General features: G+C 62.2%; 22 protein-coding genes and 1 tRNA gene. 14 read left to right on the top strand and 9 right to left on the bottom strand.

The window, feature by feature from the left end:
• The first annotated feature begins 127 nt into the window (after positions 1–127).
• On the top strand, positions 128–703 hold the full coding sequence (locus ACODTZ_RS07120) for a c-type cytochrome (RefSeq protein ID WP_489024870.1): 576 nt from the start codon (positions 128–130) through the stop codon (positions 701–703).
• A gap of 68 nt (positions 704–771) precedes the next feature.
• Here ACODTZ_RS07120 and ACODTZ_RS07115 read toward each other — a convergent pair whose 3' ends face one another.
• The gene (locus ACODTZ_RS07115) at positions 772–1,716 is read right to left on the bottom strand and encodes an AEC family transporter (RefSeq protein WP_047506515.1); all 945 of its coding nucleotides are present in this window, start codon (positions 1,714–1,716) and stop codon (positions 772–774) included.
• 429 nt (positions 1,717–2,145) lie between these two features.
• On the opposite strand from ACODTZ_RS07115, the gene ACODTZ_RS07110 reads away from it, so the two are divergent.
• Positions 2,146–3,138, top strand: a complete 993-nt coding sequence (locus ACODTZ_RS07110) for an adenosine kinase (RefSeq protein ID WP_489024868.1) — start codon at positions 2,146–2,148, stop codon at positions 3,136–3,138.
• Between the two features lie 54 nt (positions 3,139–3,192).
• Here the strand turns inward: ACODTZ_RS07110 and ACODTZ_RS07105 are convergent, their stop codons facing one another.
• Complete coding sequence (locus ACODTZ_RS07105) at positions 3,193–3,732, bottom strand: SH3 domain-containing protein (protein ID WP_111563034.1); 540 nt, start codon at positions 3,730–3,732, stop codon at positions 3,193–3,195.
• Between the two features lie 183 nt (positions 3,733–3,915).
• Here ACODTZ_RS07105 and ACODTZ_RS07100 point away from each other — a divergent pair, with 183 nt between their 5' ends.
• Entirely contained in the window at positions 3,916–4,917 is a 1,002-nt protein-coding gene (locus ACODTZ_RS07100; RefSeq protein ID WP_047506511.1) for a 2-hydroxyacid dehydrogenase, read from the top strand.
• On the opposite strand, the gene ACODTZ_RS07095 is transcribed toward ACODTZ_RS07100, so the two are convergent.
• The 3 genes from ACODTZ_RS07095 to recF are packed head-to-tail and all read right to left on the bottom strand — an operon-like array spanning position 4,914 to position 7,326.
• Positions 4,914–5,387: a GNAT family N-acetyltransferase gene (locus ACODTZ_RS07095; protein ID WP_489024866.1), complete on the bottom strand. Its 474-nt coding sequence runs from the start codon at positions 5,385–5,387 to the stop codon at positions 4,914–4,916. The genes ACODTZ_RS07100 and ACODTZ_RS07095 overlap by 4 nt on opposite strands.
• On the bottom strand, positions 5,384–6,205 hold the full coding sequence (locus tag ACODTZ_RS07090; protein ID WP_489024864.1) for a molybdopterin-synthase adenylyltransferase MoeB: 822 nt from the start codon (positions 6,203–6,205) through the stop codon (positions 5,384–5,386). Before ACODTZ_RS07090 ends, ACODTZ_RS07095 begins: the two co-directional genes overlap by 4 nt.
• The gene (recF, locus tag ACODTZ_RS07085; RefSeq protein WP_489024862.1) at positions 6,202–7,326 is read right to left on the bottom strand and encodes a DNA replication/repair protein RecF; all 1,125 of its coding nucleotides are present in this window, start codon (positions 7,324–7,326) and stop codon (positions 6,202–6,204) included. Before recF ends, ACODTZ_RS07090 begins: the two co-directional genes overlap by 4 nt.
• Before the next feature lie 917 nt (positions 7,327–8,243).
• On the opposite strand from recF, the gene ACODTZ_RS07080 reads away from it, so the two are divergent.
• Complete coding sequence (locus ACODTZ_RS07080; protein ID WP_489024860.1) at positions 8,244–8,711, top strand: group III truncated hemoglobin; 468 nt, start codon at positions 8,244–8,246, stop codon at positions 8,709–8,711.
• A 21-nt stretch (positions 8,712–8,732) separates the two neighbouring features.
• Here the strand turns inward: ACODTZ_RS07080 and ACODTZ_RS07075 are convergent, their stop codons facing one another.
• Positions 8,733–9,251 (bottom strand): GNAT family N-acetyltransferase, encoded by a 519-nt coding sequence (locus tag ACODTZ_RS07075; protein WP_489024858.1) that lies wholly within the window; start codon positions 9,249–9,251, stop codon positions 8,733–8,735.
• Positions 9,252–9,269: 18 nt separating this feature from the next.
• On the bottom strand, positions 9,270–9,839 hold the full coding sequence (locus ACODTZ_RS07070) for a helix-turn-helix domain-containing protein (RefSeq protein WP_489024856.1): 570 nt from the start codon (positions 9,837–9,839) through the stop codon (positions 9,270–9,272).
• Between the two features lie 139 nt (positions 9,840–9,978).
• On the opposite strand from ACODTZ_RS07070, the gene lepA reads away from it, so the two are divergent.
• From lepA to ACODTZ_RS07055, 3 genes are read left to right on the top strand one after another with little or no spacing between them, the layout of a single operon-like run.
• Entirely contained in the window at positions 9,979–11,814 is a 1,836-nt protein-coding gene (lepA, locus tag ACODTZ_RS07065; RefSeq protein ID WP_026283110.1) for a translation elongation factor 4, read from the top strand.
• A gap of 56 nt (positions 11,815–11,870) precedes the next feature.
• Positions 11,871–12,101: a type II toxin-antitoxin system CcdA family antitoxin gene (locus ACODTZ_RS07060; RefSeq protein ID WP_489024853.1), complete on the top strand. Its 231-nt coding sequence runs from the start codon at positions 11,871–11,873 to the stop codon at positions 12,099–12,101.
• Positions 12,101–12,400 (top strand): CcdB family protein, encoded by a 300-nt coding sequence (locus tag ACODTZ_RS07055; protein WP_489024852.1) that lies wholly within the window; start codon positions 12,101–12,103, stop codon positions 12,398–12,400. Before ACODTZ_RS07060 ends, ACODTZ_RS07055 begins: the two co-directional genes overlap by 1 nt.
• Here the strand turns inward: ACODTZ_RS07055 and ACODTZ_RS07050 are convergent.
• On the bottom strand, positions 12,397–12,855 hold the full coding sequence (locus tag ACODTZ_RS07050) for a GFA family protein (RefSeq protein ID WP_489024850.1): 459 nt from the start codon (positions 12,853–12,855) through the stop codon (positions 12,397–12,399). The two genes, ACODTZ_RS07055 and ACODTZ_RS07050, sit on opposite strands and share 4 nt — an antisense overlap.
• A gap of 488 nt (positions 12,856–13,343) precedes the next feature.
• Here ACODTZ_RS07050 and ACODTZ_RS07045 point away from each other — a divergent pair, with 488 nt between their 5' ends.
• The 7 genes from ACODTZ_RS07045 to ACODTZ_RS07015 all read left to right on the top strand — a co-directional run bounded on the left by ACODTZ_RS07045 (position 13,344) and on the right by ACODTZ_RS07015 (position 21,001).
• Positions 13,344–14,924: a peptide ABC transporter substrate-binding protein gene (locus ACODTZ_RS07045; protein ID WP_489024848.1), complete on the top strand. Its 1,581-nt coding sequence runs from the start codon at positions 13,344–13,346 to the stop codon at positions 14,922–14,924.
• A 275-nt stretch (positions 14,925–15,199) separates the two neighbouring features.
• Positions 15,200–16,123, top strand: coding sequence for an ABC transporter permease subunit (locus ACODTZ_RS07040; RefSeq protein ID WP_112983149.1), 924 nt, complete (start codon positions 15,200–15,202; stop codon positions 16,121–16,123).
• Positions 16,120–17,037 (top strand): ABC transporter permease, encoded by a 918-nt coding sequence (locus tag ACODTZ_RS07035; RefSeq protein WP_047506491.1) that lies wholly within the window; start codon positions 16,120–16,122, stop codon positions 17,035–17,037. Before ACODTZ_RS07040 ends, ACODTZ_RS07035 begins: the two co-directional genes overlap by 4 nt.
• A 13-nt stretch (positions 17,038–17,050) precedes the next feature.
• Positions 17,051–18,058: an ABC transporter ATP-binding protein gene (locus tag ACODTZ_RS07030; RefSeq protein WP_489024846.1), complete on the top strand. Its 1,008-nt coding sequence runs from the start codon at positions 17,051–17,053 to the stop codon at positions 18,056–18,058.
• Entirely contained in the window at positions 18,051–19,034 is a 984-nt protein-coding gene (locus ACODTZ_RS07025; RefSeq protein WP_489024844.1) for an ABC transporter ATP-binding protein, read from the top strand. The genes ACODTZ_RS07030 and ACODTZ_RS07025 overlap by 8 nt, the downstream gene beginning before the upstream one ends.
• A gap of 177 nt (positions 19,035–19,211) precedes the next feature.
• A complete protein-coding gene (locus ACODTZ_RS07020; protein ID WP_489024843.1) occupies positions 19,212–20,438 on the top strand; it encodes an alpha/beta hydrolase in 1,227 nt (408 codons plus the stop codon).
• 110 nt (positions 20,439–20,548) lie between these two features.
• On the top strand, positions 20,549–21,001 hold the full coding sequence (locus ACODTZ_RS07015) for a hypothetical protein (RefSeq protein WP_489024842.1): 453 nt from the start codon (positions 20,549–20,551) through the stop codon (positions 20,999–21,001).
• 28 nt (positions 21,002–21,029) lie between these two features.
• On the opposite strand, the gene ACODTZ_RS07010 is transcribed toward ACODTZ_RS07015, so the two are convergent.
• Positions 21,030–21,106 (bottom strand) — tRNA-Met (locus ACODTZ_RS07010).
• Positions 21,107–21,303 lie beyond the last annotated feature (197 nt).

The following is a 21,303-nucleotide window of genomic DNA, read 5'->3' as shown; positions in this document are numbered from 1 at the left end:
GTCAAAAAGTCTCATGCTGCCGAGGCGTTCGGCTGTTGCAAGAACTAGCCAAAAGACATAGGTTTCGCTCGATTTCAAGTGACAGACCGGTTTTATGTCTGCCGGCTGTGAGGGGGGAGCATCACAGATGAATTCTTACGTGAATACGGCGGTGGGAGCGCTACTTGGGACGGTTTTCGTCCTGATGTCCGTATCCATCGCTTCGGAAAGCCTGTTTCATTCGGAAAATCCGGAGAAAGAGGGCTTTGCCATTGTAGCCGACGAAGCTTCGGCCGCCGATGCCGGTGGCGCTGCTCCGGCTGCCGCCGTGCCGATCGCGCAGCTGCTTGCAAAGGCCGACGCCAAGGCCGGCGAAACGGTCTTCAAGAAGTGTCAGGCCTGTCATGACGGCACGAAAGGGGGACCGAACAAGGTCGGGCCGAACCTCTTTGGTGTCGTAGATCGTCCCATCGGCGCGCATGAAGGTTTCGCCTATTCCGCCGCCATGAAGGATTTTTCCAAGGGCGCCAGCGAGAAGTGGACCTTCGATCACCTGAACCACTTCCTGGCCGCGCCGAAGAAGTACATTGCCGGAACGGCGATGGGCTTTGCCGGCCTCCAGAAGGACACCGACCGCGCCAACGTGATCCTCTATCTGCACACGCTGGCCGATTCGCCGGTGCCGCTGCCCGATCCGAGCGCACCTGATTCGGCGACGCAGTAAGATCATCCATCGCATGAACTACGATAGCCCGGCCGATGCGCCGGGCTTTTTCGTTTCGGGTATCTCGATTATCCGAGCAGGTAGGCCCAGAAGGAGACGGTGATGGCGCCGAGCGCGGTCGTCAGCGTGATCGTCGAGGCGGCCAAGCTGTGGCCGACGCCGAAGCGGTTGGCGATCAGCCAGGCGTTGACGCCTGTGGGAACCGCCGAGATCAGTACCAGTGCTGCCGTCCAATCACTTTCGAGACCGAGCAGATGGCTGGTCGTCCAGACGCAGGCAGGCAGGAGCAGCAGCTTGAAGGCGGAGGTGACGCTGGCGATGCCGACATTGCCCGAGGTGCCGTATTGCTGCAGCGCCATTCCGAGCGAGATCAGGGCGACAGGGCCGGATACGCCAGCGATCTGATCGACCACCAGTTCGACCGGCATCGGCATCGTCCAGCCGAGCAGATGCATGAGGGCGCCACCGGCTAGCCCGATGACCAGCGGATTGCGCACGAGATTGCTGGCGATCTGGCGCAGCACCGCGACAATGCTGCGACCCTTGCCACCGGCGATCTTGTGCTCGGCGCGCTCCATCAGAATGGTGCCGATGATCATCATAACAGGCAGGTGCACGGCGATCAGGATCGACAGCGGCACGAGGCCCTTGTCGCCGACGGTGCGCTGGACGAGCGGCAGGCCGATGAAGATGGTATTGGCAAAGGCCGACGACACGCCGGCGAGCACGCCGATGCGGTCATCGCGACCGAAGAAACGCGTGGCGGCGATATGGGCGGCGGTCCATGTGATGGCGACGCCGGAGAAATAGGCGATCCAAAGCCGGAAGGGCGACGCGCCCTTGAAGTCCGCTTCGGCGATGGTGCGGAAGAGCAGCAAAGGCACGGCGATCTTGAAGACGAAGTCGCTCAGCGCATCGCCGACCTCGGCCTTCATCAATCCCACTTTGACGATCAGCCAGCCGATCAGGATCATCACGAAGATGGGAAGAACGTCGAGAAAGATGGCGGACATCGGGGACGGATTGCCTATTGCATGGAATATCAAAGGTCTAACAGCAAACCGTTCGCGCTGACAAACCGGAATGACATCGGGCCAAGGCGCAAACGCAAAAAAAGCGGGGTTCGGCCCGCTTTTCCGCATCCGGTCCTGCCGGATTGCCGGTTGGTCATGCTGCCAGTTCATCCGTGGTCAGCGTCGCACCGGTATCGTCGAAGGGCATGATTTTATTTATCGGGCCCTTCTCGATCGGCGACTGCCCTAAAGCCGTCCATGCCGATCTTGTTGATGAGAGATATAGCCAGCCAAAATGACAGGCGAATGACGTCCGCGCGGCATTTTTGCGAAAGGATTGGCCGCAAATCCGGCATTTCTGCTTCCCATGGGCTGAAAATCCGCTAAGACCGACTACCGGCTATCACCAAAACCGGGACCTCCCATTTCATGACCAAATTCGATGTACTGACTGTCGGCAACGCCATCGTCGATATTATCGCGCGTTGCGACGACCAGTTCCTCATTGATCACAAGATCACCAAGGCAGCGATGAACCTGATCGATGCCGAGCGCGCCGAACTGCTCTACAACCACATGGGCCCGGCGCTGGAAGCCTCGGGCGGCAGCGCCGGCAACACGGCGGCCGGTATCGCCAATTTCGGCGGCAAGGCCGCCTATTTCGGCAAGGTCGCCGAAGACCAGCTCGGCGAGATCTTCGCGCACGACATCCGCGCCCAGGGCGTTCACTACCAGACGCAGCCGAAGGGCAAGTTCCCGCCGACCGCCCGCTCGATGATCTTCGTGACCGAGGATGGCGAGCGCTCGATGAACACCTATCTCGGCGCCTGCGTCGAACTTGGACCCGAGGATGTCGAGCCCGAGGTCGTGGCGCAGTCTAAGGTCACCTATTTCGAAGGTTATCTCTGGGATCCGCCGCGCGCCAAGGAAGCGATCCGCGATTGCGCCCGCATCGCCCATGAGAACGGCCGCGAAATGTCGATGACGCTTTCCGACAGCTTCTGCGTCGGCCGCTACCGCGACGAGTTTCTCGACCTGATGCGGACAGGCACCGTCGACATCGTCTTCGCCAACAAGCAGGAGGCGCTGGCGCTTTACGAGACCGAGGATTTCGAAGAGGCGCTCGTCAAGATCGCGCAGGATTGCAAGATTGCGGCGGTAACGATGAGCGAAGAGGGTGCCGTCATATTGAAGGGCAGCGAGCGCTTCTATGTCAGCGCCATCGAGATCAAGGAGCTTGTCGACACGACCGGCGCCGGCGATCTGTTCGCGGCGGGTTTCCTTTACGGCTACACGCAGGGGCGGACGCTCGAGGATTGCGGCAAGCTCGGCTGCCTGGCTGCCGGCATCGTCATCCAGCAGATCGGACCGCGTCCGATGAAGTCGCTTGCTGAAGCCGGCAAGCAGGCCGGTCTTGTCTAAGGCCTGACTTACGTCTGACTTATCTGGAAGCCTTCAATCCGTTGAAGGCTTCTCTTACTTAAAGGCTTCTCCGGGATAGGCACCCCAGATTTCCGACTGCGCCACCCAACCTTCGGCGCCGTCGATCTTGGCCAGGCACCAGTCGCCGGTGCATTCGCCGATGTTCATCATCACACCGGGCTCCAGCTTGGCGACGACAGTCGCGGATGGCTGGGCCTCGCGGCGCACGTTGACGAAGACGCTCTTGCCCTTGCCCTTCATCCAGGGGGCGGCAATGGCGGCGCGGGTGCCAGATAGCAGCGACTGGTTGACCCAGCCCTCGGTGCCGTCGGCATCGCGCACCTGGCGCCAGTTGTCATATTCCTGGATGATTTCCACCGGCAGGCCGGCTTTCAGATACATCCACGACGCGGCATAATCGGTGCCGGGGCCGATGCGCAGATTGACGCGCTTGGATTTCAGCGTGACGAAGCGCGGCAGCGGCAGGCCGCTCGGACCCTTCGCCGCCTGGGCATAGCCAAGCTCGGCGGTGCCGGCCGAAAGCACAAAGCCCAACGCGAGGGCGAGGCATGATTTCAGGACTGTGCTGCGCATGACGATTTCCGTTCGCTAAACCCCAGGCGGTTCCTCCGCCTGGTTTCCGGACCTCGACATTCCCGCGTACGCTCAACGAGTTTTGTTTGTCTTCGCGTACGGGTCTGGTAGAAATTCCCCGGAACGGGAAAATTATCCCGCGTCTTGGTTAAGGACCTCTGAACAAGGCAGCAGCTCCAGGATATGACGACAAAGAAAAAAACGAAGGTCTACATTACCCGCAAGCTGCCGGATGCCGTCGAAACGCGCATGCGCGAATTGTTCGACGCCGAGCTCAATATCGACGACACGCCGCGCACCGCAGCACAGCTGGCTGCTGCGATGAAGAGCGCCGACGTGCTGGTGCCGACAGTGACCGACCGGATCGACGCAGCGCTGATCGACGAGGCGGGGCCGCAACTGAAGCTGATCGCCAGCTTCTCCAACGGCACCGACCACATCGACGTGGAGGCAGCCGCCCGCAAGGGGATTACCGTCACCAACACACCCAACGTGCTCACCGAGGATACCGCCGACATGACGATGGCGCTGATCCTCGCCGTGCCGCGCCGACTTGGCGAAGGTGCGCGCGTGCTGACCGACCGGCCCGGCGAATGGGCCGGATGGTCGCCGACCTGGATGCTCGGACGACGCATTCACGGCAAGCGGATCGGCATTGTCGGCATGGGCCGGATCGGCACCGCCGTTGCCCGCCGCGCCAAGGCCTTCGGCCTCTCCATCCACTATCACAACCGCAAGCGGGTGACGGCGACGACGGAAGACGAGCTTGAGGCGACCTATTGGGAAAGCCTCGACCAGATGCTGGCGCGCGTCGACATCGTCTCGGTCAACTGCCCGTCGACGCCGGCGACCTTCCATCTGCTTTCCGCACGGCGCCTGGCGCTGCTGCAGCCGACGGCCTATCTCGTCAACACGGCGCGCGGCGACGTGATCGACGAGGCAGCGCTGATCAAGTCGCTCAGGGAAGGCAAGCTTGCCGGCGCCGGGCTCGACGTGTTCGAGAACGAGCCGGCGGTCAATCCGAAGCTGATCAAGCTCGCCAACGAGGGCAAGGTGGTGCTTCTGCCGCATATGAGCTCGGCCACGATCGAGGGTCGGATCGACATGGGCGACAAGGTGATCATCAACATCCGCGCCTTCATGGACGGCCACCGCCCGCCGAACCGGGTGCTGCCGGGACGTTAAGACGCGAGACGCTTGCGCATCTCGATAGATGTGGTGCGGGTGAAGCCCGGATGGGCGTTCTCGGCGGTCTTCTCGAAGCCCCAGCGGCCGAAGACCGCGTGGTTTTCGGTGAGCTCGATGCGCGTTTCCAACCGCAGCGCCGGCAGCGAGAGTGTGCGCGCCGTGTCCTCGGCAATACCAAGTAGTTTCCGACCGATGCCGCGCCGTTCGGAAGCCGGCGCTACCGCCAGCTTGCCGACATAGAGGCAATCCGCCTCCGGCCGCAGGAAGATGCAGCCGACAAGCGCGCCATCTTCGATCACGACATAGGCGATCTCGGCTTGCGCCTTGGCGGCCAGCGATTCGACCGTCAATCCGAGCGCCGAGGATGGCGGGTCGATGCGGTGGTTCATGTAAGCGAAAGACGACAGGATGAGCGCGAGAAGCTCATCCCAGCGCGCGAAATCGGAAGCGAGGCGCAGGATGATCATGCTGCCGGGGTCGGCTTCGGACGGCGGCGCTTGTAGCGGATGGTATCGAAGCGCGCCGACAGCGCATCATAGAGCAACAGCCGGCCGACCAGCGGCTCGCCGGTGCCGGTGATCACCTTGATCGCCTCCATCGCCATCAGCGTGCCGATGACGCCAGTCAGAGCGCCGATCACGCCGGTCTCGGCGCAGACGGGGATCAGGCCCTCCGGCGGCTTTTCCGGGAAGAGGTCGCGGTAAGCCGGGTTGAGCGCGCCATCGGCCGATGTCTCATAGGGCTTCAGCACGGTCACCGAGCCATCGAAGCGGCCGACAGCGCCGGTTACCAGCGGCAGCCTTGCCGTTTCCGCCGCATCGGCAGCGGTGTAGCGGGTGTCGAAATTGTCCGAGCCGTCGATGACGAGATCGAAGCCCGAGAGATGCCGGCGGGCGCTGTCTGCGGAGAAGCGTTCCTCGAAGCGGATGACGCGGACATGCGGATTGAGCCTGGCGATGGCAAAGGCGGCACTTTCCGTCTTCAATTCGCCGATCGTGCCGGAATCGTGGATGACCTGGCGCTGCAGATTAGAGAGCGACACACGGTCGTCGTCTGAAATGCCGAGCGTGCCGACGCCGGCTGCCGCGAGATATTGCAGGATGGGAGCGCCGAGGCCGCCGGCGCCGATGACAAGCACGCGCGCCGCCTTCAGCTTCTGCTGGCCGGCGCCGCCGATCTCCGGCAGCAGGATGTGGCGCTGGTAGCGGGCGATTTCTTCCGGGCTCAACGGTTCCATGGGCGCGATGCTAGCATGGCCTTTGGCGGCGGGGAAAGTGTCGGTCATTCGAATATCTTTCCATCGGCAACGGTGAAGAACTGAGCCCGATCGCCGAGTGCTGCGAACATCGACCGGTCGGTGCCGGTCATGAAGGCCTGGCCGCCGAGCGCGTCGATCAGATCGAAAAGTGCTGCGCGCCTGTTTTCGTCGAGATGAGCGGCGATCTCGTCCAGCAGCAGGATCGGCGCGTGGCCGGTGAGATTGGCGACGAGGCGGGCGTGCGCCATGATGAGGCCGACCAGCAGCGCCTTCTGCTCGCCAGTCGAGCAGCGCGCCGCTTCCATGCGCTTGTCGCGGTGGCGGACGAGCAGGTCGGCGCGGTGCGGGCCCTCCAGCGTTCGGCCGGCGGCGGCGTCGCGGTAGCGGCTTTCGGCGAGCTGTGCCGCGTATTCATCCTCGAGATCGACAGCGGGACGATCGAACTGGCCATCCATGAAGCCGGCGAGATCGAGCGAGGCCGAGGGGAACGGCGAGGTCTCGCGCGTCTCCTCGATCAGGCGGACGAGGAGGCCCAGCATCTCCTGGCGGGCCATGGCCATCGCAATGCCGAGCGTTGCCATCTGCTCCTCGATGCCCGAGAGCCAGGAGGGATCGAAGCGGCGCTCGTCGAGTAGCTTGTTGCGACTGCGCATGGCGCGCTCGAAATCTCCGGCGCGGCGGCCATGGGCGGGATCGAGCGACAGCACGAGGCGATCGAGAAAGCGCCGACGCTCGGACGAGCCGCCGGTGAAAAGGCCGTCCATCGACGGCGTCAGCCAGAGAAGGCGCAGGTGATCGGTGAGCTCATCGGCGGTCTTGGCCGGCGTGCCGTTGATGCGGAGCCGCCGCGACGTGCTCTCGTCGTTGCCGTCGACCCCGGTGCCGATCTCGACCTCGCCGTCCATGCCGTCGAGGGCCGCGAAGATCGTGAAGCCGCCATGGGCGCCCACACGGGTGACATCGCCATAGGTGGCGCGACGCATGCCCCGGCCCGGCGACAGAAACGACACCGCCTCCATGAGATTGGTCTTGCCGGCCCCGTTATCCCCCACCAACACCACATGCCGGCCATCCAGCTGCAAACCGGCCGACGCATAATTGCGAAAGTCGGTGAGCTTGAGACGGGACAGGGAAACCTTGTGGGGCATGCTTTATCCGGATTCGTGACGGCTGAGAGCTAAGCGCTATGGGCGCGGATGGCAAGGGTGGGGGTGGTTGGGGAGTGTGAGGCTTGCGAATGTGTAGCGCGGAATGAGTGTTAGCGGTCTGCGGTGTCGCGATCAGGTATTGAGCGTCGTGCCGTGGGATACCCCCCTCTGCCCTGCCGGGCATCTCCCCCACAGGTGGGGAGATTGGCTGGGCGCGGCCGCTCGCTCCACCTTCATTGTTTGGCGACAAGCAAGCCACGGGTCGATCTCCCCCCTTGTGGGGGAGATGCCCGGCAGGGCAGAGGGGGGTAACACACGGCACAACCTCGATCATCACATCTAGCCACGCCAAAACCCCACGAGGCTCTCACCCGTGTCTCCACCCTGCAAACTTCACTCGGACGGGGCGCTGGAAATCACCTCGATTGAGTAAGTAAGATATGGCGCTTCCCAGCGCCCCGTTCGGCGGTTTTTGTCCGCGACTCCGATCTCTCTGCCTTCTCGCCCAACTTCGCGGCGAGACCATGTGTGCCTCACAGGCACGTCCGGGCTCAACTCGGCCCCCTCTTGCGAGGGAAACCGCCGTCACCGGAGGGAGATCATTTTCCGCGGACCCGGATCGTAAGGTTTTGCGTCTCACCCTCACGCTCCGCGCCGATCCCGCCTCGCCGGCACGCCTGCCGGTGCATCCGATGACGGGACGCCGATAGTGTAGGGCGGGGTTTTCGAGGCGGGGAAAATCAGCGCCTGGATTTTGTATAAGTGGTTGATCGTCAATACTAGCATCATCTCCGACATTCCCTCGCTCGAGGAGCCGCATCATTCACGGCGAGGGCATTGCGTCGCAGCGGCTTTCGCGGCAGCCGGCAAGCGCTTATATGAGGCATGCCGCAAGAAGCGGCGGAACGGATTTTGCGATGGATAGCGAGATACAGGGACGGGCGGCGCATTCGGCGGCGATCAAGGAGCGGGCCGAGGCGGAGATGGCGGGCATGGGGGTCGATGCGGCGTTTATCGATCGTCTGGTCGAGACGTTTTATGGGCGTGTCCTTGCACATCCCACGCTTGGGCCGGTGTTTGACGCCAGGCTTTCCGGGCGGTGGCCGGAGCATATGGAGAAGATGAAGAGCTTCTGGTCATCCGTCGCCTTTCGCAGCGGCGCTTACGGCGGCAAGCCGGTGCAGGCGCATGTCGGCGTGGCCAACATGACGCCGGAGCTCTTTCCGCAATGGCTGGCGCTGTTTTCCGCGACGCTTGACGATATCGCTCCCTCCGACGAGGCGAAGGCCTGGTTCATGGCGACGGCCGAGCGGATCGCAAGGAGCCTGACGCTGTCGCTGTTCTATAATCCCGCGCTCGACGATCCCCGGCTGAAGAAGGGCTGAGATCGCCGGGCCTGCCCGAGATCAGGCAATGCGCTTGTAGAAGAAGGTCGAGGCGCAAAAGCCGCCTTCCGGCCACAAGGCGTAATCCGGGATGACGCCGACGCGCTCCCAGCCCAATCGCGGATAGATCGCCTCGGCATCGCTGCCGGTCGCGGTATCCAGCACGAGAATGGTCTTGCCGCGGCGCGCGGCTTCCGCTTCGGCGGCGCGCATCAAAAGGCGCGCCAGGCCCTTGCCGCGGGCGGCGCGATGGACGAGGAGCTTCTTCAGATCGGCACGGTGGGGCTGGTTCGGCATCTGGGCGGCGCCGATCTGCACGGTGCCGAGCACCTTGCCCTCAATCTCGGCCGCGAAAAGCAGGGTGGCTCCGGTGGCGACACTCTCGGCAACGGCCTGCCAGTAGGGTTCGGCGTCTTCACGCGTATAGGGCTGCATGAAGCCGACGGAGGCGCCGCCTTCGACGCAATCGACGAGCACATCGCAAAGATCGGGTATCGCGGCGCGCGCCTCTGTCGCGTCGAGCAGGCGGATGGTGGTCATGGGTGCTCCTGAGATCAATTAGTGGCGGCGGCGATCGAGCACGACGCAATAGCGGGCCGGCGCCGGGCCGGGATTATGAAAGACATGGCCTTCGGCCACGGGCATGAACAGGCAATCGCCGGGAAGCAGGCGATGCACGGTGTTGTCGCCTGTCGTCATCTCCATCTCGCCATCGAACATCCAGATATGCTGGGTCATGCCGCTGGCCGCCGCATGCGGCGGGAAGCTGACGCGGGCGCCGGCCGGGAACTCGACATCGACGATATCGACATCGGAACTGGTGCGCGGCGGCGAGACCGCGCGCCTGATGTAGCCGGTCTCGGGATCGCGCCAGACCTGCTGGTCCTGCCGACGCAGCAGCGGCGCGGCCTCGCCCTCTTCCGCGAAGAAGGCCGAGAGCGACAGGCCGAGGGCGGCGCAGACGCGGGCGAGCAGGGCTGCGGTCGGGCTCGCCTCGCCACGCTCGATGCGCGAGATCATCGCCCGGCTGACACCCGAGGCGGTGGCAAGATCGTCGAGCTTCAGGTTTCTATCGCTTCTCAGCCTGCGAATCCTGATGCCGATCGCGGTTTCGAGTTCCTGTTCCATTATCCGATCCAGATTTCCACTATAATAGAAATGCATGGTTCAATCATGGAATCAAGCGCTATTTTCGCCGCCTGATGGCGCGACTTATCGTAAACGAAACCCTGCTTTTCCGCTTTGCGGCAAGGGGATGCGCTGCTATATGCGGCGCATGAGCACCAATTCGACCCGCACGCCCCTCGACCATATCCGCAACTTCTCGATCGTGGCCCATATCGACCACGGCAAGTCGACGCTGGCCGACCGCCTGATTCAGTCGACCGGTGGCCTTGCCGAGCGCGACATGTCGGAGCAGGTGCTGGATTCGATGGATATCGAGCGCGAGCGCGGCATCACCATCAAGGCACAGACCGTTCGCCTGCACTACAAGGCCAATGACGGCGAAACCTATATCCTGAACCTCATCGACACGCCCGGCCACGTCGACTTCGCCTATGAAGTCTCGCGTTCGCTGTCGGCCTGCGAGGGCTCGCTGCTCGTCGTCGATGCCTCCCAGGGTGTCGAGGCACAGACGCTCGCCAACGTCTATCAGGCGATCGACAACAACCACGAACTCGTCACGGTCCTCAACAAGATCGACCTGCCGGCGGCCGAGCCCGACCGAATCAAGGAACAGATCGAGGAAGTGATCGGCATCGACGCTTCCCAGGCCGTGCTGATTTCGGCCAAGACCGGTCTCGGCATTCCCGACGTGCTTGAGGCGATCGTGCACCAGCTGCCGGCGCCGAAGAGCGAAGCCGGCGAGAAGGGCCCGCTGAAGGCGCTGCTCGTCGACAGCTGGTACGACACCTATCTCGGCGTCATGGTTCTGGTGCGCATTCTGGACGGCGTACTCTCCAAGGGCATGACGATCCGCATGATGGGCACGGACGCCAAGTATCAGGTCGAGCGCGTCGGCGTTTTGACACCGAAGATGCTGGCCGTGGATTCACTCGGCCCGGGCGAGATCGGCTTCTTCACCGGCTCGATCAAGGAAGTGGCCGATACCCGCGTCGGCGATACGATTACCGAGGACAAGAAGCCGACGGCGACGGCGCTGCCGGGCTTCAAGCCGGCTCAACCCGTCGTGTTCTGCGGTCTCTTCCCTGTCGATGCGGCCGACTTCGAGGATCTGCGCGCTGCCATGGGCAAGCTGCGCCTCAACGACGCGTCCTTCTCGTTCGAAATGGAAAGCTCGGCGGCGCTCGGCTTCGGCTTCCGCTGCGGCTTCCTCGGCCTGCTGCATCTGGAGATCATCCAGGAGCGCCTTGAGCGCGAGTTCGATCTCGATCTGATCGCCACAGCTCCTTCGGTCGTGTATCAGCTGACGATGACCGATGGCTCGGAGCGCGAGCTGCACAACCCGGCCGACATGCCCGACGTCGTCAAGATTTCCGAGATCCGCGAACCCTGGATCAAGGCCACCATCCTGACGCCTGACGATTATCTCGGCGGTATCCTGAAGCTCTGTCAGGATCGCCGCGGCATCCAGACGGAACTCACCTATGTCGGCAAGCGCGCAATGCTCACCTACGAGCTGCCGCTCAACGAAGTGGTGTTCGATTTCTACGACCGCCTGAAGTCTATCTCCAAGGGCTATGCCTCGTTCGATTATCACCTGGCCGATTACCGCGAGGGCAACCTCGTGAAGATGTCGATCATGGTCAATGGCGAGCCGGTCGACGCGCTCTCCATGCTCGTGCACCGCACGGCTGCCGAAAAGCGCGGTCGCGACATGTGCGAGAAGCTGAAGGACCTGATCCCGAGGCACATGTTCAAGATCCCGATCCAGGCTGCGATCGGCGGCAACGTGATTGCCCGCGAGACGATCTCGGCGATGCGCAAGGACGTGACCGCCAAGTGCTACGGCGGCGACGCATCACGCAAGCGCAAGCTGCTCGACAAGCAAAAGGAAGGCAAGAAGCGCATGCGGCAGTTCGGCAAGGTCGACATTCCGCAGGAAGCCTTCATTGCCGCGCTGAAGATGAAGGACGACTGAGGGCTTTTCAGCCGACATCCATGCGCCTATGATTTGCGCATGGATGGAGACCTGTCATGTCGCAATCTCTACGCAAGCCGACCACATTGCCGGTCGATGAGGAACTTCTCGCGGCAGCCCGTGAACTGAAGATCGATATTTCACAGGCCGTTGAAGACGGCATCGCGAAAGCCGTCAAAGCCGAGCGGGAACGCCTCTGGCGGATCGAAAATGCCGATGCTATCGCGGCTTCCAACGCTTATGTCGAGAAAAACGGATTGCCTCTGGCCAAGTACCGGCAATTCTGATGGCGCGGTTTCATGTCTATCGCCTCAGACATGAACAGACATTGGTCCTAGACCTGCAATCGAACCTACTTGATGAACTGACGACGCGAATGGTGGCGCCGCTGCTATTGCCAAGAGAGCTGACCACCACCGTGCGTCAGCTCAATCCGCAATTCACGATCGACAACGCACATTATGTGATGGCCACTCAATTCATCGGCGTGGCCCCACTGAGCGATCTTGGGTATGCCGTCGCCGATCTCACGCAGGAAAGCCACCGCATCACCGCCGCACTCGACTTTCTCTTCCAGGGCTTTTAGACGGTGCTCGCCATATAATCCTTCGTCAGCTTTTCGTAATCCTGCATCTCCGGCAGCGCCTCGTAGCTGTGCGTCGCGCCGGTTTCGGCGAAGGGGAGCTTCTCGCGGGTCCAGGTCTCGATGAAGGGCGTGAACCAGCTGGCGTCGTCGAGCATGGTTGGGCGCAGGTTGACGAACCACTCCATGCCTTCCGTTTTCGTGAACATCCAGGTCATGCAGTGCGGGCAGAAATAGTGGTGCGACATGGCGCCGTGCAGCCCGCCGATGACCGGTTCGCCGCTGGTGATCTCGAAGCCTTCGGAGGGGATCGCGGCGCTCAGCGAATAGGCGCTTGAGGACATGGTCTGGCAGCCGTTGCAGTGGCAGGCCATGGTCAAAAGCGGCTTGGCGCTGATCTTCAATCGCACGCGACCGCAGCGGCAGCCACCCTCGCTCGGCAAATTCAACTGGCTCATCTCTATCTCCCTGATTCCGGTTGAGATGATAGCGCCCGGCGGGCGGAGATGAAGGGGATCGGTGGAATAAATGCGGCTTTGTGGCGCGCTCTCAACTTGCAGGACAAGATCGCCGCGTCGCCGGCGGTTATTTGGCCCCCTTGAAAACGCGAAATAATCTATCGCATCGGCGACAGATTTGAACCCAGGCATGCTGCTACCGCAACGAATCCACTTTCAATCACTGATTGTAGTTCTCGCCATTCAGATACCGGCGAAGACGAGGGTAATCTTTCGTGCCGACGCTATGACGGGCGCGATATATCGACTTTTAACCGGCTAATAAGCAGTCTTTTCACCCGGTTTTCCCCGCTATTCGCAGCTTTCGTTTTGGGGCTTGCAACGGCCGACCTTTACGATAGGTTGCGCGTTGACTTGCACGTAACAGGTCACCAAGGGAACAACGACGAATAAAAGGCGCTAAAAAGCCTAGAAAGGTGGGCCCCCACATGAACTTCCCCACAAAGAAAATTCTTGCCTCCGCAGTGCTTGGCTCGCTGCTGGCATTCTCCGCCCACGCGGCGACGATCAACATTCACAATGGCGGTGACCCGCAATCGCTGGATCCACAGAAGCTCTCCGGCGACTGGGAAAACCGCATTGCCGGCGACATCTTCGAAGGTCTGGTGACCGAGGATGCGCATGACAATCCTGTCGCAGGCCAGGCCGCGAGCTGGACGATCTCGGACGACCGCAAGGTCTATACCTTCAAGCTGCGCGAAGGCATCCAGTGGTCCGATGGCCACCCGGTGACCGCAGGCGACTTCGTGTTCGCCTTCCAGCGCCTGATGGACCCGAAGAACGCCGCCGACTACGCCTATCTGCAGTTCACCATCAAGAACGCCGAGAAGATCAACAAGGGCGAGATCACCGATTTCAACCAGCTGGGCGTCAAGGCGATCGACGACAAGACGCTCGAGATCACGCTTGAAAACCCGACCCCCTACTTCCTCAACGCGCTGATGCACTACACGGCCTATCCGCTTCCCAAGCACGTCGTGGACGCCAAGGGCGCCGATTGGGTGAAGATCGGCAACATCGTCACCAACGGTCCATACACGCCGACGGAATGGATTCCAGGCTCGCACGTCACGACCAAGAAGAACGACAAGTATTGGGATGCCGCGAACGTCAAGATCGATGGCGCCAAGTTCTTCGTGCTTGAAGACCAGGAAGCCGCGCTGAAGCGCTACCGCGCCGGCGAATTCGACATCCTCACCGACTTCCCGACCGACCAGTATGAGTGGATGAAGAAGAACCTGCCGGGCCAGGCGCATGTCGCGCCGTTCTCCGGCCTCTACTACTACGTCATCAACTCGCAGAAGGGCCCGACCGCCGACAAGCGTGTACGCCAGGCGCTCTCCATGGCGATCAACCGCGAGGTCATCGGACCGCAGATCCTCGGCACCGGCGAACTGCCGGCTTACTCCTGGGTGCCGCCGGGCACCGCCAATTACGGCGAGCCGGCCTACATCTCCTGGAAGGATGAGCCTTACAAGCAGAAGGTCGAAGAGGCCAAGAAGCTCTTGACGGAAGCCGGGTTCGGACCCGACAAGCCGCTCACCCTGCAGCTCAAGTACAACACGAACGACAACCACAAGCGCATCGCCGTTGCGATCGCCGCCATGTGGAAGCCGCTCGGCGTGAATGTCGAACTCATCAACGCCGAAACCAAGGTGCATTACGACCAGCTGCAGCGCGGCGACGTGCAGGTTGGCCGCGCCGGCTGGCTCGCCGACTACAACGATCCGGACAACTTCCTGAACCTGCTCGTCACCGGCGTGCAGATGAACTATGGCCGCTGGTCGAATGCCGACTACGACAAGCTGATCAAGGACGGCAATGCCGAAACCGATCTGACGAAGCGGGCGGAAATGTTCAAGAAGGCCGAGCAGATCGCACTCGACGACAGCGCCGCGTTGCCGATCTACTACTACGTTTCCAAGAACGTGGTCTCGCCGAAGATCGAAGGCTTCGTCGACAACATCCAGGACATCCACCGTACCCGCTGGCTGTCCATCAAGGAATAAAGAGAGGCATTGTCTTCACCCTGCCCGGGGGTGATTGCACCTTGAGAAAGACCCTCTCTGGCCTGCCGGCCATCTCCCCCACAAGGGGGGAGAAGACCTGCCGCGCCAACCCTGCCCCAATCACGCTTCGGCGGATCGGCTGGGTTAAGCCCTCCCCCTTGTGGGGAGGGTTGGGAGGGGTCTTGTCCCACACTATTGCCTTCGCATCCGCCCGAACCAGTTTCGACTGGTCGCGATGATGCGAAAGACCCGGCGCAGGAAAGACCGTCACCACCATGATCAATTATGCATTCCGTCGATTGCTGTCGACGATCCCAGTTATGTGGATCGCCGTGACAGCCTGCTTCTTCGTTCTGAGACTGGCCCCTGGCGGGCCGTTCGATGGCGAAAGGCCGTTGCCACCCGTGATCCTCCAGAATCTGGCGGCCCACTACAATCTCGATAAGCCGCTGATCCTGCAATATCTCTATTACGTCGGCGATCTCTTGAAGGGCGATCTCGGTCCCTCTTTCGCGTCCGAGGACTTCACCGTCGCGCAGCAGATCATGATCGGCCTGCCCTACACCTTCATCATCGGTACCGCGGCCTTTCTGCTCGCGATCATCATCGGCGTCGCCGTCGGCTGTCTTGGGGCGCTCTACCAGAACAAGGCGCCGGATTATATTCTGGGCGCGCTGATCCTGGTGGGCGTCGTGTTGCCGAACTTCCTGATCGCGCCGATCCTGCAGCTGGTCTTCGGCATTCACCTGCAGTGGCTGCCTGTCGGCGGCTGGGGCAATGGATCGCTCAAATTCCTTGTGCTGCCCGTGGTCGTTTTGGCGCTGCCGCATGCCGGCCGCATCTCGCGCATTACCCGAGGGTCCATGATCGAGGTGATGGGACAAAACTTCATTCGCACCGCCAAGGCCAAGGGCATCGGCCCGCGGCTGACCGTCATGCGCCATGCGCTGCGGCCGGCGATGATGCCCGTCGTCTCCTATCTCGGCCCGGCGGCCAGCTATCTCTTGACCGGCTCGCTGGTCGTCGAAAGCGTCTTCGGCCTGCCCGGTATCGGCCGCTACTTCGTCAACGCCGCATTGAACCGCGACTACGGCATGGTTCTCGGCACGGTCATTTTCTACATGGTGCTGATCGTGTTCCTGAACCTTCTCGTCGACATCGCCTATGCCTGGCTCGATCCGAAAGTGAGAAACCGATGATCCTCAACCCCGCAAAGAGAGAGCTGCTCGCCGCCGAACTGCTGGAGGCCGAGGGTCTCAGCCCCGTCAGCCGGTCGCTCACCCGCGACGCGCTGCGACGCCTCTGTCGCAACAAGGCGGCCGTGGCCTCGATCATCGTTCTGACGCTGCTCGTGCTTGTCGCCTTTATCGGCCCCTACCTCATTCCCTTCGGCTATGAAGATCCGGATTGGGCCGCCTTCCGCTCGCCGCCTTCCTTCGCCGACGGCCATTATTTCGGGACCGACCCGAATGGCCGCGACCTGCTTGCCCGCGTGCTTTACGGCACCCGCGTATCGCTGGCCGTGGCACTGACGGCGACGCTTGTCTCCGTCGTTATCGGCGTGCTCTATGGCGCCATCTCCGGCTATATGGGTGGACGTGTGGATGCCGTCATGATGCGCTTCGTCGACATCATGTACGCCTTTCCCTACATCCTCTTCGTCATCCTGCTGATGGTGATCTTCGGCCGCAATGTCTATCTGCTCTTCGCCGCGATCGGCGCGCTGGAGTGGCTGACCATGGCGCGCATCGTGCGTGGGCAGACGCTGTCGCTGAAGCAGCGCGAATTCATCGAGGCGGCGCGTGCCTCCGGCCAAAAGCCGCTGAAGATCATTACCCGGCACATCATTCCCAATCTCGTCGGTCCTGTCGTCATCTTCGCGGCGCTGACCGTGCCCGAAATCATCGCGACGGAGAGCTTTCTCTCCTATCTCGGCTTCGGCGTGCAGGAGCCTCTGACCTCATTGGGAACGCTGATCTCCGAGGGCACCGATGCCATGGAGAGCATGCCCTGGCTGCTCGTCTTCCCGGCCGGCTTCCTCGTCGCCCTGCTGCTCAGCCTGCTGTTCATCGGCGATGGGCTGCGCGATGCATTCGACCCAAGGGACCGTTGAAGGGATCGCTGACATGCAAAAAGACATCAAGAACGACACCCTTCTGGAACTGAAGGACTACTCGATCAGCTTTCGCACGCCCGAGGGCGAGGTGAAGGCCGTTTCCAACATGAACCTCACCGTCAAGCGCGGCGAGCGCATCGCGATCGTCGGCGAGAGCGGCTCGGGCAAGAGCCAGACCTTTCTCGGGATCATGGGATTGCTGGCGAAGAACGGCCGGACCAGCGGGCAGGCGCTTCTCGAAGGGCGCGACGTGCTGGCGCTGAAACCGCGCGAGCTCGATCATGTGCGCGGCAAGGATATGGCCATGGTGTTTCAGGACCCCATGACCGCGCTCAATCCCTCGCTCAAGATCTCCCGACAGCTGACGGAGCAGCTGGAAGTGCATCGCGGCTTTACCGCGCGCGCGGCCTCTGCCGAGGCGCTCGACATGCTGAAGCGCGTGGGGATCCCCGACCCATCCAGACGCTTCAATCTCTATCCGCACGAGCTATCCGGCGGCATGCGCCAGCGCATTGTCATTGCCATGGCGCTGCTGACGAAGCCGAAGCTCCTGATCGCCGACGAGCCGACCACCGCGCTCGACGTGACGATCCAGGCGCAGATCCTTGATCTCTTCAACGATCTGACGGCCGAGATGAACACGGCGCTTGTGATGATTACCCACGATCTCGGCGTCGTCGCCGGTCTCGCCGACCGGGTGGCCGTCATGTATGCCGGGCGCATCGTCGAGGAAGCACCGGTGGACGAGCTTTTCGAGAACCCGGCGCACCCCTATACGGCAGCACTGCACGCCTCGATCCCGCGCCCGGACCAGGATGTCGACCAGCTCGCCGTCATTCCCGGTAGGCCGCCGAACCTGCAGCATCTGCCTAGAGGATGCAGCTTCTCGCCGCGCTGTCCGCTCGTGCAGAACGACTGCATCGACGCCGCGCCACGCCTCGACGTGCAGGCGCCGCGCCATCTCGCGGCCTGCTTCCATGCCTTTCCACGCCTCGAGGAGGTTCTGACCAATGGCTGAACGATCACTTCTCAGGGTCGAGAACCTGACGACCCAATTCGACGTGCCCTCCAAGGGCTTCTTCAAGCCGCCGCTGACGCTGACGGCAGTCAACAATGTCAGCTTCGATCTCAGCGAGGGCCGTACGCTCGGTATCGTCGGGGAATCGGGCTGCGGCAAGTCGACCCTCGGGCGCTCGATCCTCAGGCTCCTGAAGGCGCAGAAGGGCCGCATCCTCTGGCAGGGCCGCAACCTGCTCGACCTCTCGGACGAGGAGATGCGGGCGGCGCGACGCGACATGCAGATCATCTTCCAGGATCCGATCGCGTCGCTCGACCCGCGCATGACGGTTGGCGACATCATCGCCGAGCCTCTGACCGTGTTCGAACCGAAGCTCAACCGCGCTCAGCGCGCCGAGCGAGTGCAGGAGATCATGGCCGCCGTCGGCCTCGTGCCCGAGATGATCAACCGTTATCCGCACGAGTTCTCGGGCGGGCAGGCGCAGCGCATCGGCATTGCCCGGGCCGTGATAACACGGCCGAAGCTGATCATCTGCGACGAGCCGGTCTCGGCCCTCGACGTGTCGATCCAGGGCCAGGTGATCACGCTTCTGCGCAAGCTGCGCAAGGAGTTCGGCCTGACGTTGATCTTCATCAGCCACGACCTCTCGGTCGTTCGGCTGATCTCCGACGACGTGCTGGTGCTTTATCTCGGAAAGGTCGTCGAAGCCGGCGACTGCGCGACGGTGTTCGACAGGCCGGCGCATCCCTATACGCAGGCGCTGTTTTCAGCGGCACCGATCCCGGATCCGAAACTGGCGCGCGGGCGCCAGCGCATCCGACTGCAGGGTGATCCGCCATCGCCGCTGAACCCGCCAAAGGGCTGCGTCTTCTCCCCGCGCTGCTGGAAGGCGACCGACATCTGTCGAACCGAGATGCCACCGAGCGAAGAGGTCAGGCCCGGCCAGACGGCCGCCTGCTACCATATCGAGCGCTGATATAAGGGCGGCCACGACCGTTATCGTGGCCGCCCGCCTCCCGCAAAGCGTGTGAGTCCTGCAACAGCGCGCATATCATCACATGCTCAGGCACCATACTGTGGCCGTTGCGTAGTCTTGCGGGCTTCCCTCCGGCGCGAGTTGCTCTATGGTGCCTCTATCAGACCGGAGGGGTTCATGCGCGTACGGTTTCTCGTTGTCATGCTGCTGCTGACCAGTTGTGGCCACCCAAGCGGCGTGATGACGCCCGTGGCGCTGACGGCGGCAACCCCGAAGACGACCCGCGTCGACATGCTGGTCGCGACCACACGCGAACCCTCGGGCGATCCGGCGACGCTGTTTAACGGCGAGCGCAGTCCCAAGCCATCGCTGACAGCCGTTGAAGTCTCCATTCCGCCGAACCGCAAATCTGGCACCGTGCAGTGGCCGAAGCGCCTGCCGCCGAACCCGGCCACCGACTTCGCCGTCACCGGCGTCCAGCAGATCGGCACTGTGAAGGAAGGCCGCGCCTGGCTCAGCCAGCACATGCACAACGGCCACGCGCTGGTCTTCATCCACGGCTTCAACAATAAGTACGAGGATTCGGTCTTCCGCCTGGCGCAGATCGTCAACGACAGCGGCATGGACGCCACGCCGATCCTCTTCACTTGGCCGTCGCGCGCGCAGATCACCGCTTATGAATACGACAAGGAAAGCACCAACTATTCCCGGACGGCGCTGGAACAGGCGCTGCGGACGCTGGTCAACGATCCCAATGTCAAGGACATCACCATTCTCGCGCATTCGATGGGCACGTGGCTGACGATGGAATCGCTGCGTCAGATGGGCATTCGCGACGGGCATCTGAACAGCAAGATCCGCGACGTCATCCTGGCCTCGCCCGATATCGACATCCAGGTCTTCGCCAAGCAATATGCCGAGATGGGCACGCCGCGCCCGAAGTTCACGATCTTCGTGTCGCAGGACGACCGGGCGCTGGCTTTCTCGAGCTTCATCACCGGCCGCGTTTCGCGCCTGGGCGCGATCGACCCAACGGTCGAACCCTATCGCACCAAGCTGGAAGAGGCTGGCATCACCGCGATCGACCTCACCAAGGTCAACAGCAACGACCGGCTGAACCACGGCAAGTTCGCCGAGAGCCCCGAGATCGTGCAATTGATCGGCCAACGCCTGATGACCGGCCAGCCGCTCACCGACAGCAATGTCACGCTCGGCCAGGGCATCACGGCGGTGGTTGGGGGGACGGTGACCAATATCGGTACCGTGGCGGCCACCGCGGTGGCGGTCCCGGCGACGATCATCGAGGCGCCGATGATGCATCCGCAGAAGAAGAAGCCGGCCACGGCCGATCAGACGCTGCAGGGCGATCTCCAGCAGCAGTCCCTGATCTCCACCGGCAACTGAGCGCCGCCATCCTCACCGATATTGGAACGACATCGCACGATGTTCGTTTTCCGATACATGATCAGCAACATGTCATGATCAGGAACATGCAAGGTCGAGGAGGACGAGCAATGTCCAATGTCGTGCGAACGGGCGAGGATGCCGCCAACACTGCAACCACGTCGAACCGGTTCGGACGGTCCGTGGAAAGCCAGGCGCAGATCGCCGATGCGGCGCAACTGGGCGCGCCCGATGTCGGAGCCGGTGAAGCGATGAACATCTACCGGCTGGAACCGATCGCCTCGCCCAACGATCCGCGCTGGGTCAATTCTCCCAGCCATGGCGTCATTACCGTTGCCGCTCGCACCACCGGCGACGCGCGCATCGTTGCCGCGTCCCGGGAGCTTGATTTCATGGAAGTCGACGCATCACCCGCCGAAGACGTGACGACATCGCAGGCGAGCGCGTTTCGCGACGACAAGCTCTATACGGTGATCGAGATCGAGCACGGCCGGCGGGATTTACGCCGAGGCGTGGTCGAGGGAACGGTGTCGGTCGATACAATCGTGTCCGTTCAGGTCTAGATATTTTGTCTTTGTTGGAAAGAAAGTTTGGTTGCGGGGGCAGGATTTGAACCTGCGGCCTTCAGGTTATGAGCCTGACGAGCTACCGGGCTGCTCCACCCCGCGCCAAGTGCAAAACCCTTTGGGTTTTGTTCCTGTAAGGGACGCACCATTATACGCCAGGTGCGTCTAAGTTTCATTCTGTATGTTCGAACCAGCAAAAGCAAAAGGCCGCTTGCGCGGCCCGATGTTTTCGGCTGGGCCGAAGTTTCGATCAGAGAAGATTTTATGTTGCGTTTAGCAGACCTGGCAGCGACCGACTC

The sequence above is a fragment of the Rhizobium sp. FG113 genome (assembly GCF_057809895.1).
This window is presented reverse-complemented; position numbering and strand designations above follow the sequence as displayed.

Bases quoted from the DNA above. Each gene is read 5' to 3' on its own strand.
- ACODTZ_RS07120 (WP_489024870.1), top strand. From the start codon at position 128: ATGAATTCTTACGTGAATACGGCGGTGGGAGCGCTACTTGGGACGGTT.
- ACODTZ_RS07115 (WP_047506515.1), bottom strand. From the start codon at position 1,716: ATGTCCGCCATCTTTCTCGACGTTCTTCCCATCTTCGTGATGATCCTG.
- ACODTZ_RS07110 (WP_489024868.1), top strand. From the start codon at position 2,146: ATGACCAAATTCGATGTACTGACTGTCGGCAACGCCATCGTCGATATT.
- ACODTZ_RS07105 (WP_111563034.1), bottom strand. From the start codon at position 3,732: ATGCGCAGCACAGTCCTGAAATCATGCCTCGCCCTCGCGTTGGGCTTT.
- ACODTZ_RS07100 (WP_047506511.1), top strand. From the start codon at position 3,916: ATGACGACAAAGAAAAAAACGAAGGTCTACATTACCCGCAAGCTGCCG.
- ACODTZ_RS07095 (WP_489024866.1), bottom strand. From the start codon at position 5,387: ATGATCATCCTGCGCCTCGCTTCCGATTTCGCGCGCTGGGATGAGCTT.
- ACODTZ_RS07090 (WP_489024864.1), bottom strand. From the start codon at position 6,205: ATGACCGACACTTTCCCCGCCGCCAAAGGCCATGCTAGCATCGCGCCC.
- recF (WP_489024862.1), bottom strand. From the start codon at position 7,326: ATGCCCCACAAGGTTTCCCTGTCCCGTCTCAAGCTCACCGACTTTCGC.
- ACODTZ_RS07080 (WP_489024860.1), top strand. From the start codon at position 8,244: ATGGATAGCGAGATACAGGGACGGGCGGCGCATTCGGCGGCGATCAAG.
- ACODTZ_RS07075 (WP_489024858.1), bottom strand. From the start codon at position 9,251: ATGACCACCATCCGCCTGCTCGACGCGACAGAGGCGCGCGCCGCGATA.
- ACODTZ_RS07070 (WP_489024856.1), bottom strand. From the start codon at position 9,839: ATGGAACAGGAACTCGAAACCGCGATCGGCATCAGGATTCGCAGGCTG.
- lepA (WP_026283110.1), top strand. From the start codon at position 9,979: ATGCGGCGCATGAGCACCAATTCGACCCGCACGCCCCTCGACCATATC.
- ACODTZ_RS07060 (WP_489024853.1), top strand. From the start codon at position 11,871: ATGTCGCAATCTCTACGCAAGCCGACCACATTGCCGGTCGATGAGGAA.
- ACODTZ_RS07055 (WP_489024852.1), top strand. From the start codon at position 12,101: ATGGCGCGGTTTCATGTCTATCGCCTCAGACATGAACAGACATTGGTC.
- ACODTZ_RS07050 (WP_489024850.1), bottom strand. From the start codon at position 12,855: ATGAGCCAGTTGAATTTGCCGAGCGAGGGTGGCTGCCGCTGCGGTCGC.
- ACODTZ_RS07045 (WP_489024848.1), top strand. From the start codon at position 13,344: ATGAACTTCCCCACAAAGAAAATTCTTGCCTCCGCAGTGCTTGGCTCG.
- ACODTZ_RS07040 (WP_112983149.1), top strand. From the start codon at position 15,200: ATGATCAATTATGCATTCCGTCGATTGCTGTCGACGATCCCAGTTATG.
- ACODTZ_RS07035 (WP_047506491.1), top strand. From the start codon at position 16,120: ATGATCCTCAACCCCGCAAAGAGAGAGCTGCTCGCCGCCGAACTGCTG.
- ACODTZ_RS07030 (WP_489024846.1), top strand. From the start codon at position 17,051: ATGCAAAAAGACATCAAGAACGACACCCTTCTGGAACTGAAGGACTAC.
- ACODTZ_RS07025 (WP_489024844.1), top strand. From the start codon at position 18,051: ATGGCTGAACGATCACTTCTCAGGGTCGAGAACCTGACGACCCAATTC.
- ACODTZ_RS07020 (WP_489024843.1), top strand. From the start codon at position 19,212: ATGCGCGTACGGTTTCTCGTTGTCATGCTGCTGCTGACCAGTTGTGGC.
- ACODTZ_RS07015 (WP_489024842.1), top strand. From the start codon at position 20,549: ATGTCCAATGTCGTGCGAACGGGCGAGGATGCCGCCAACACTGCAACC.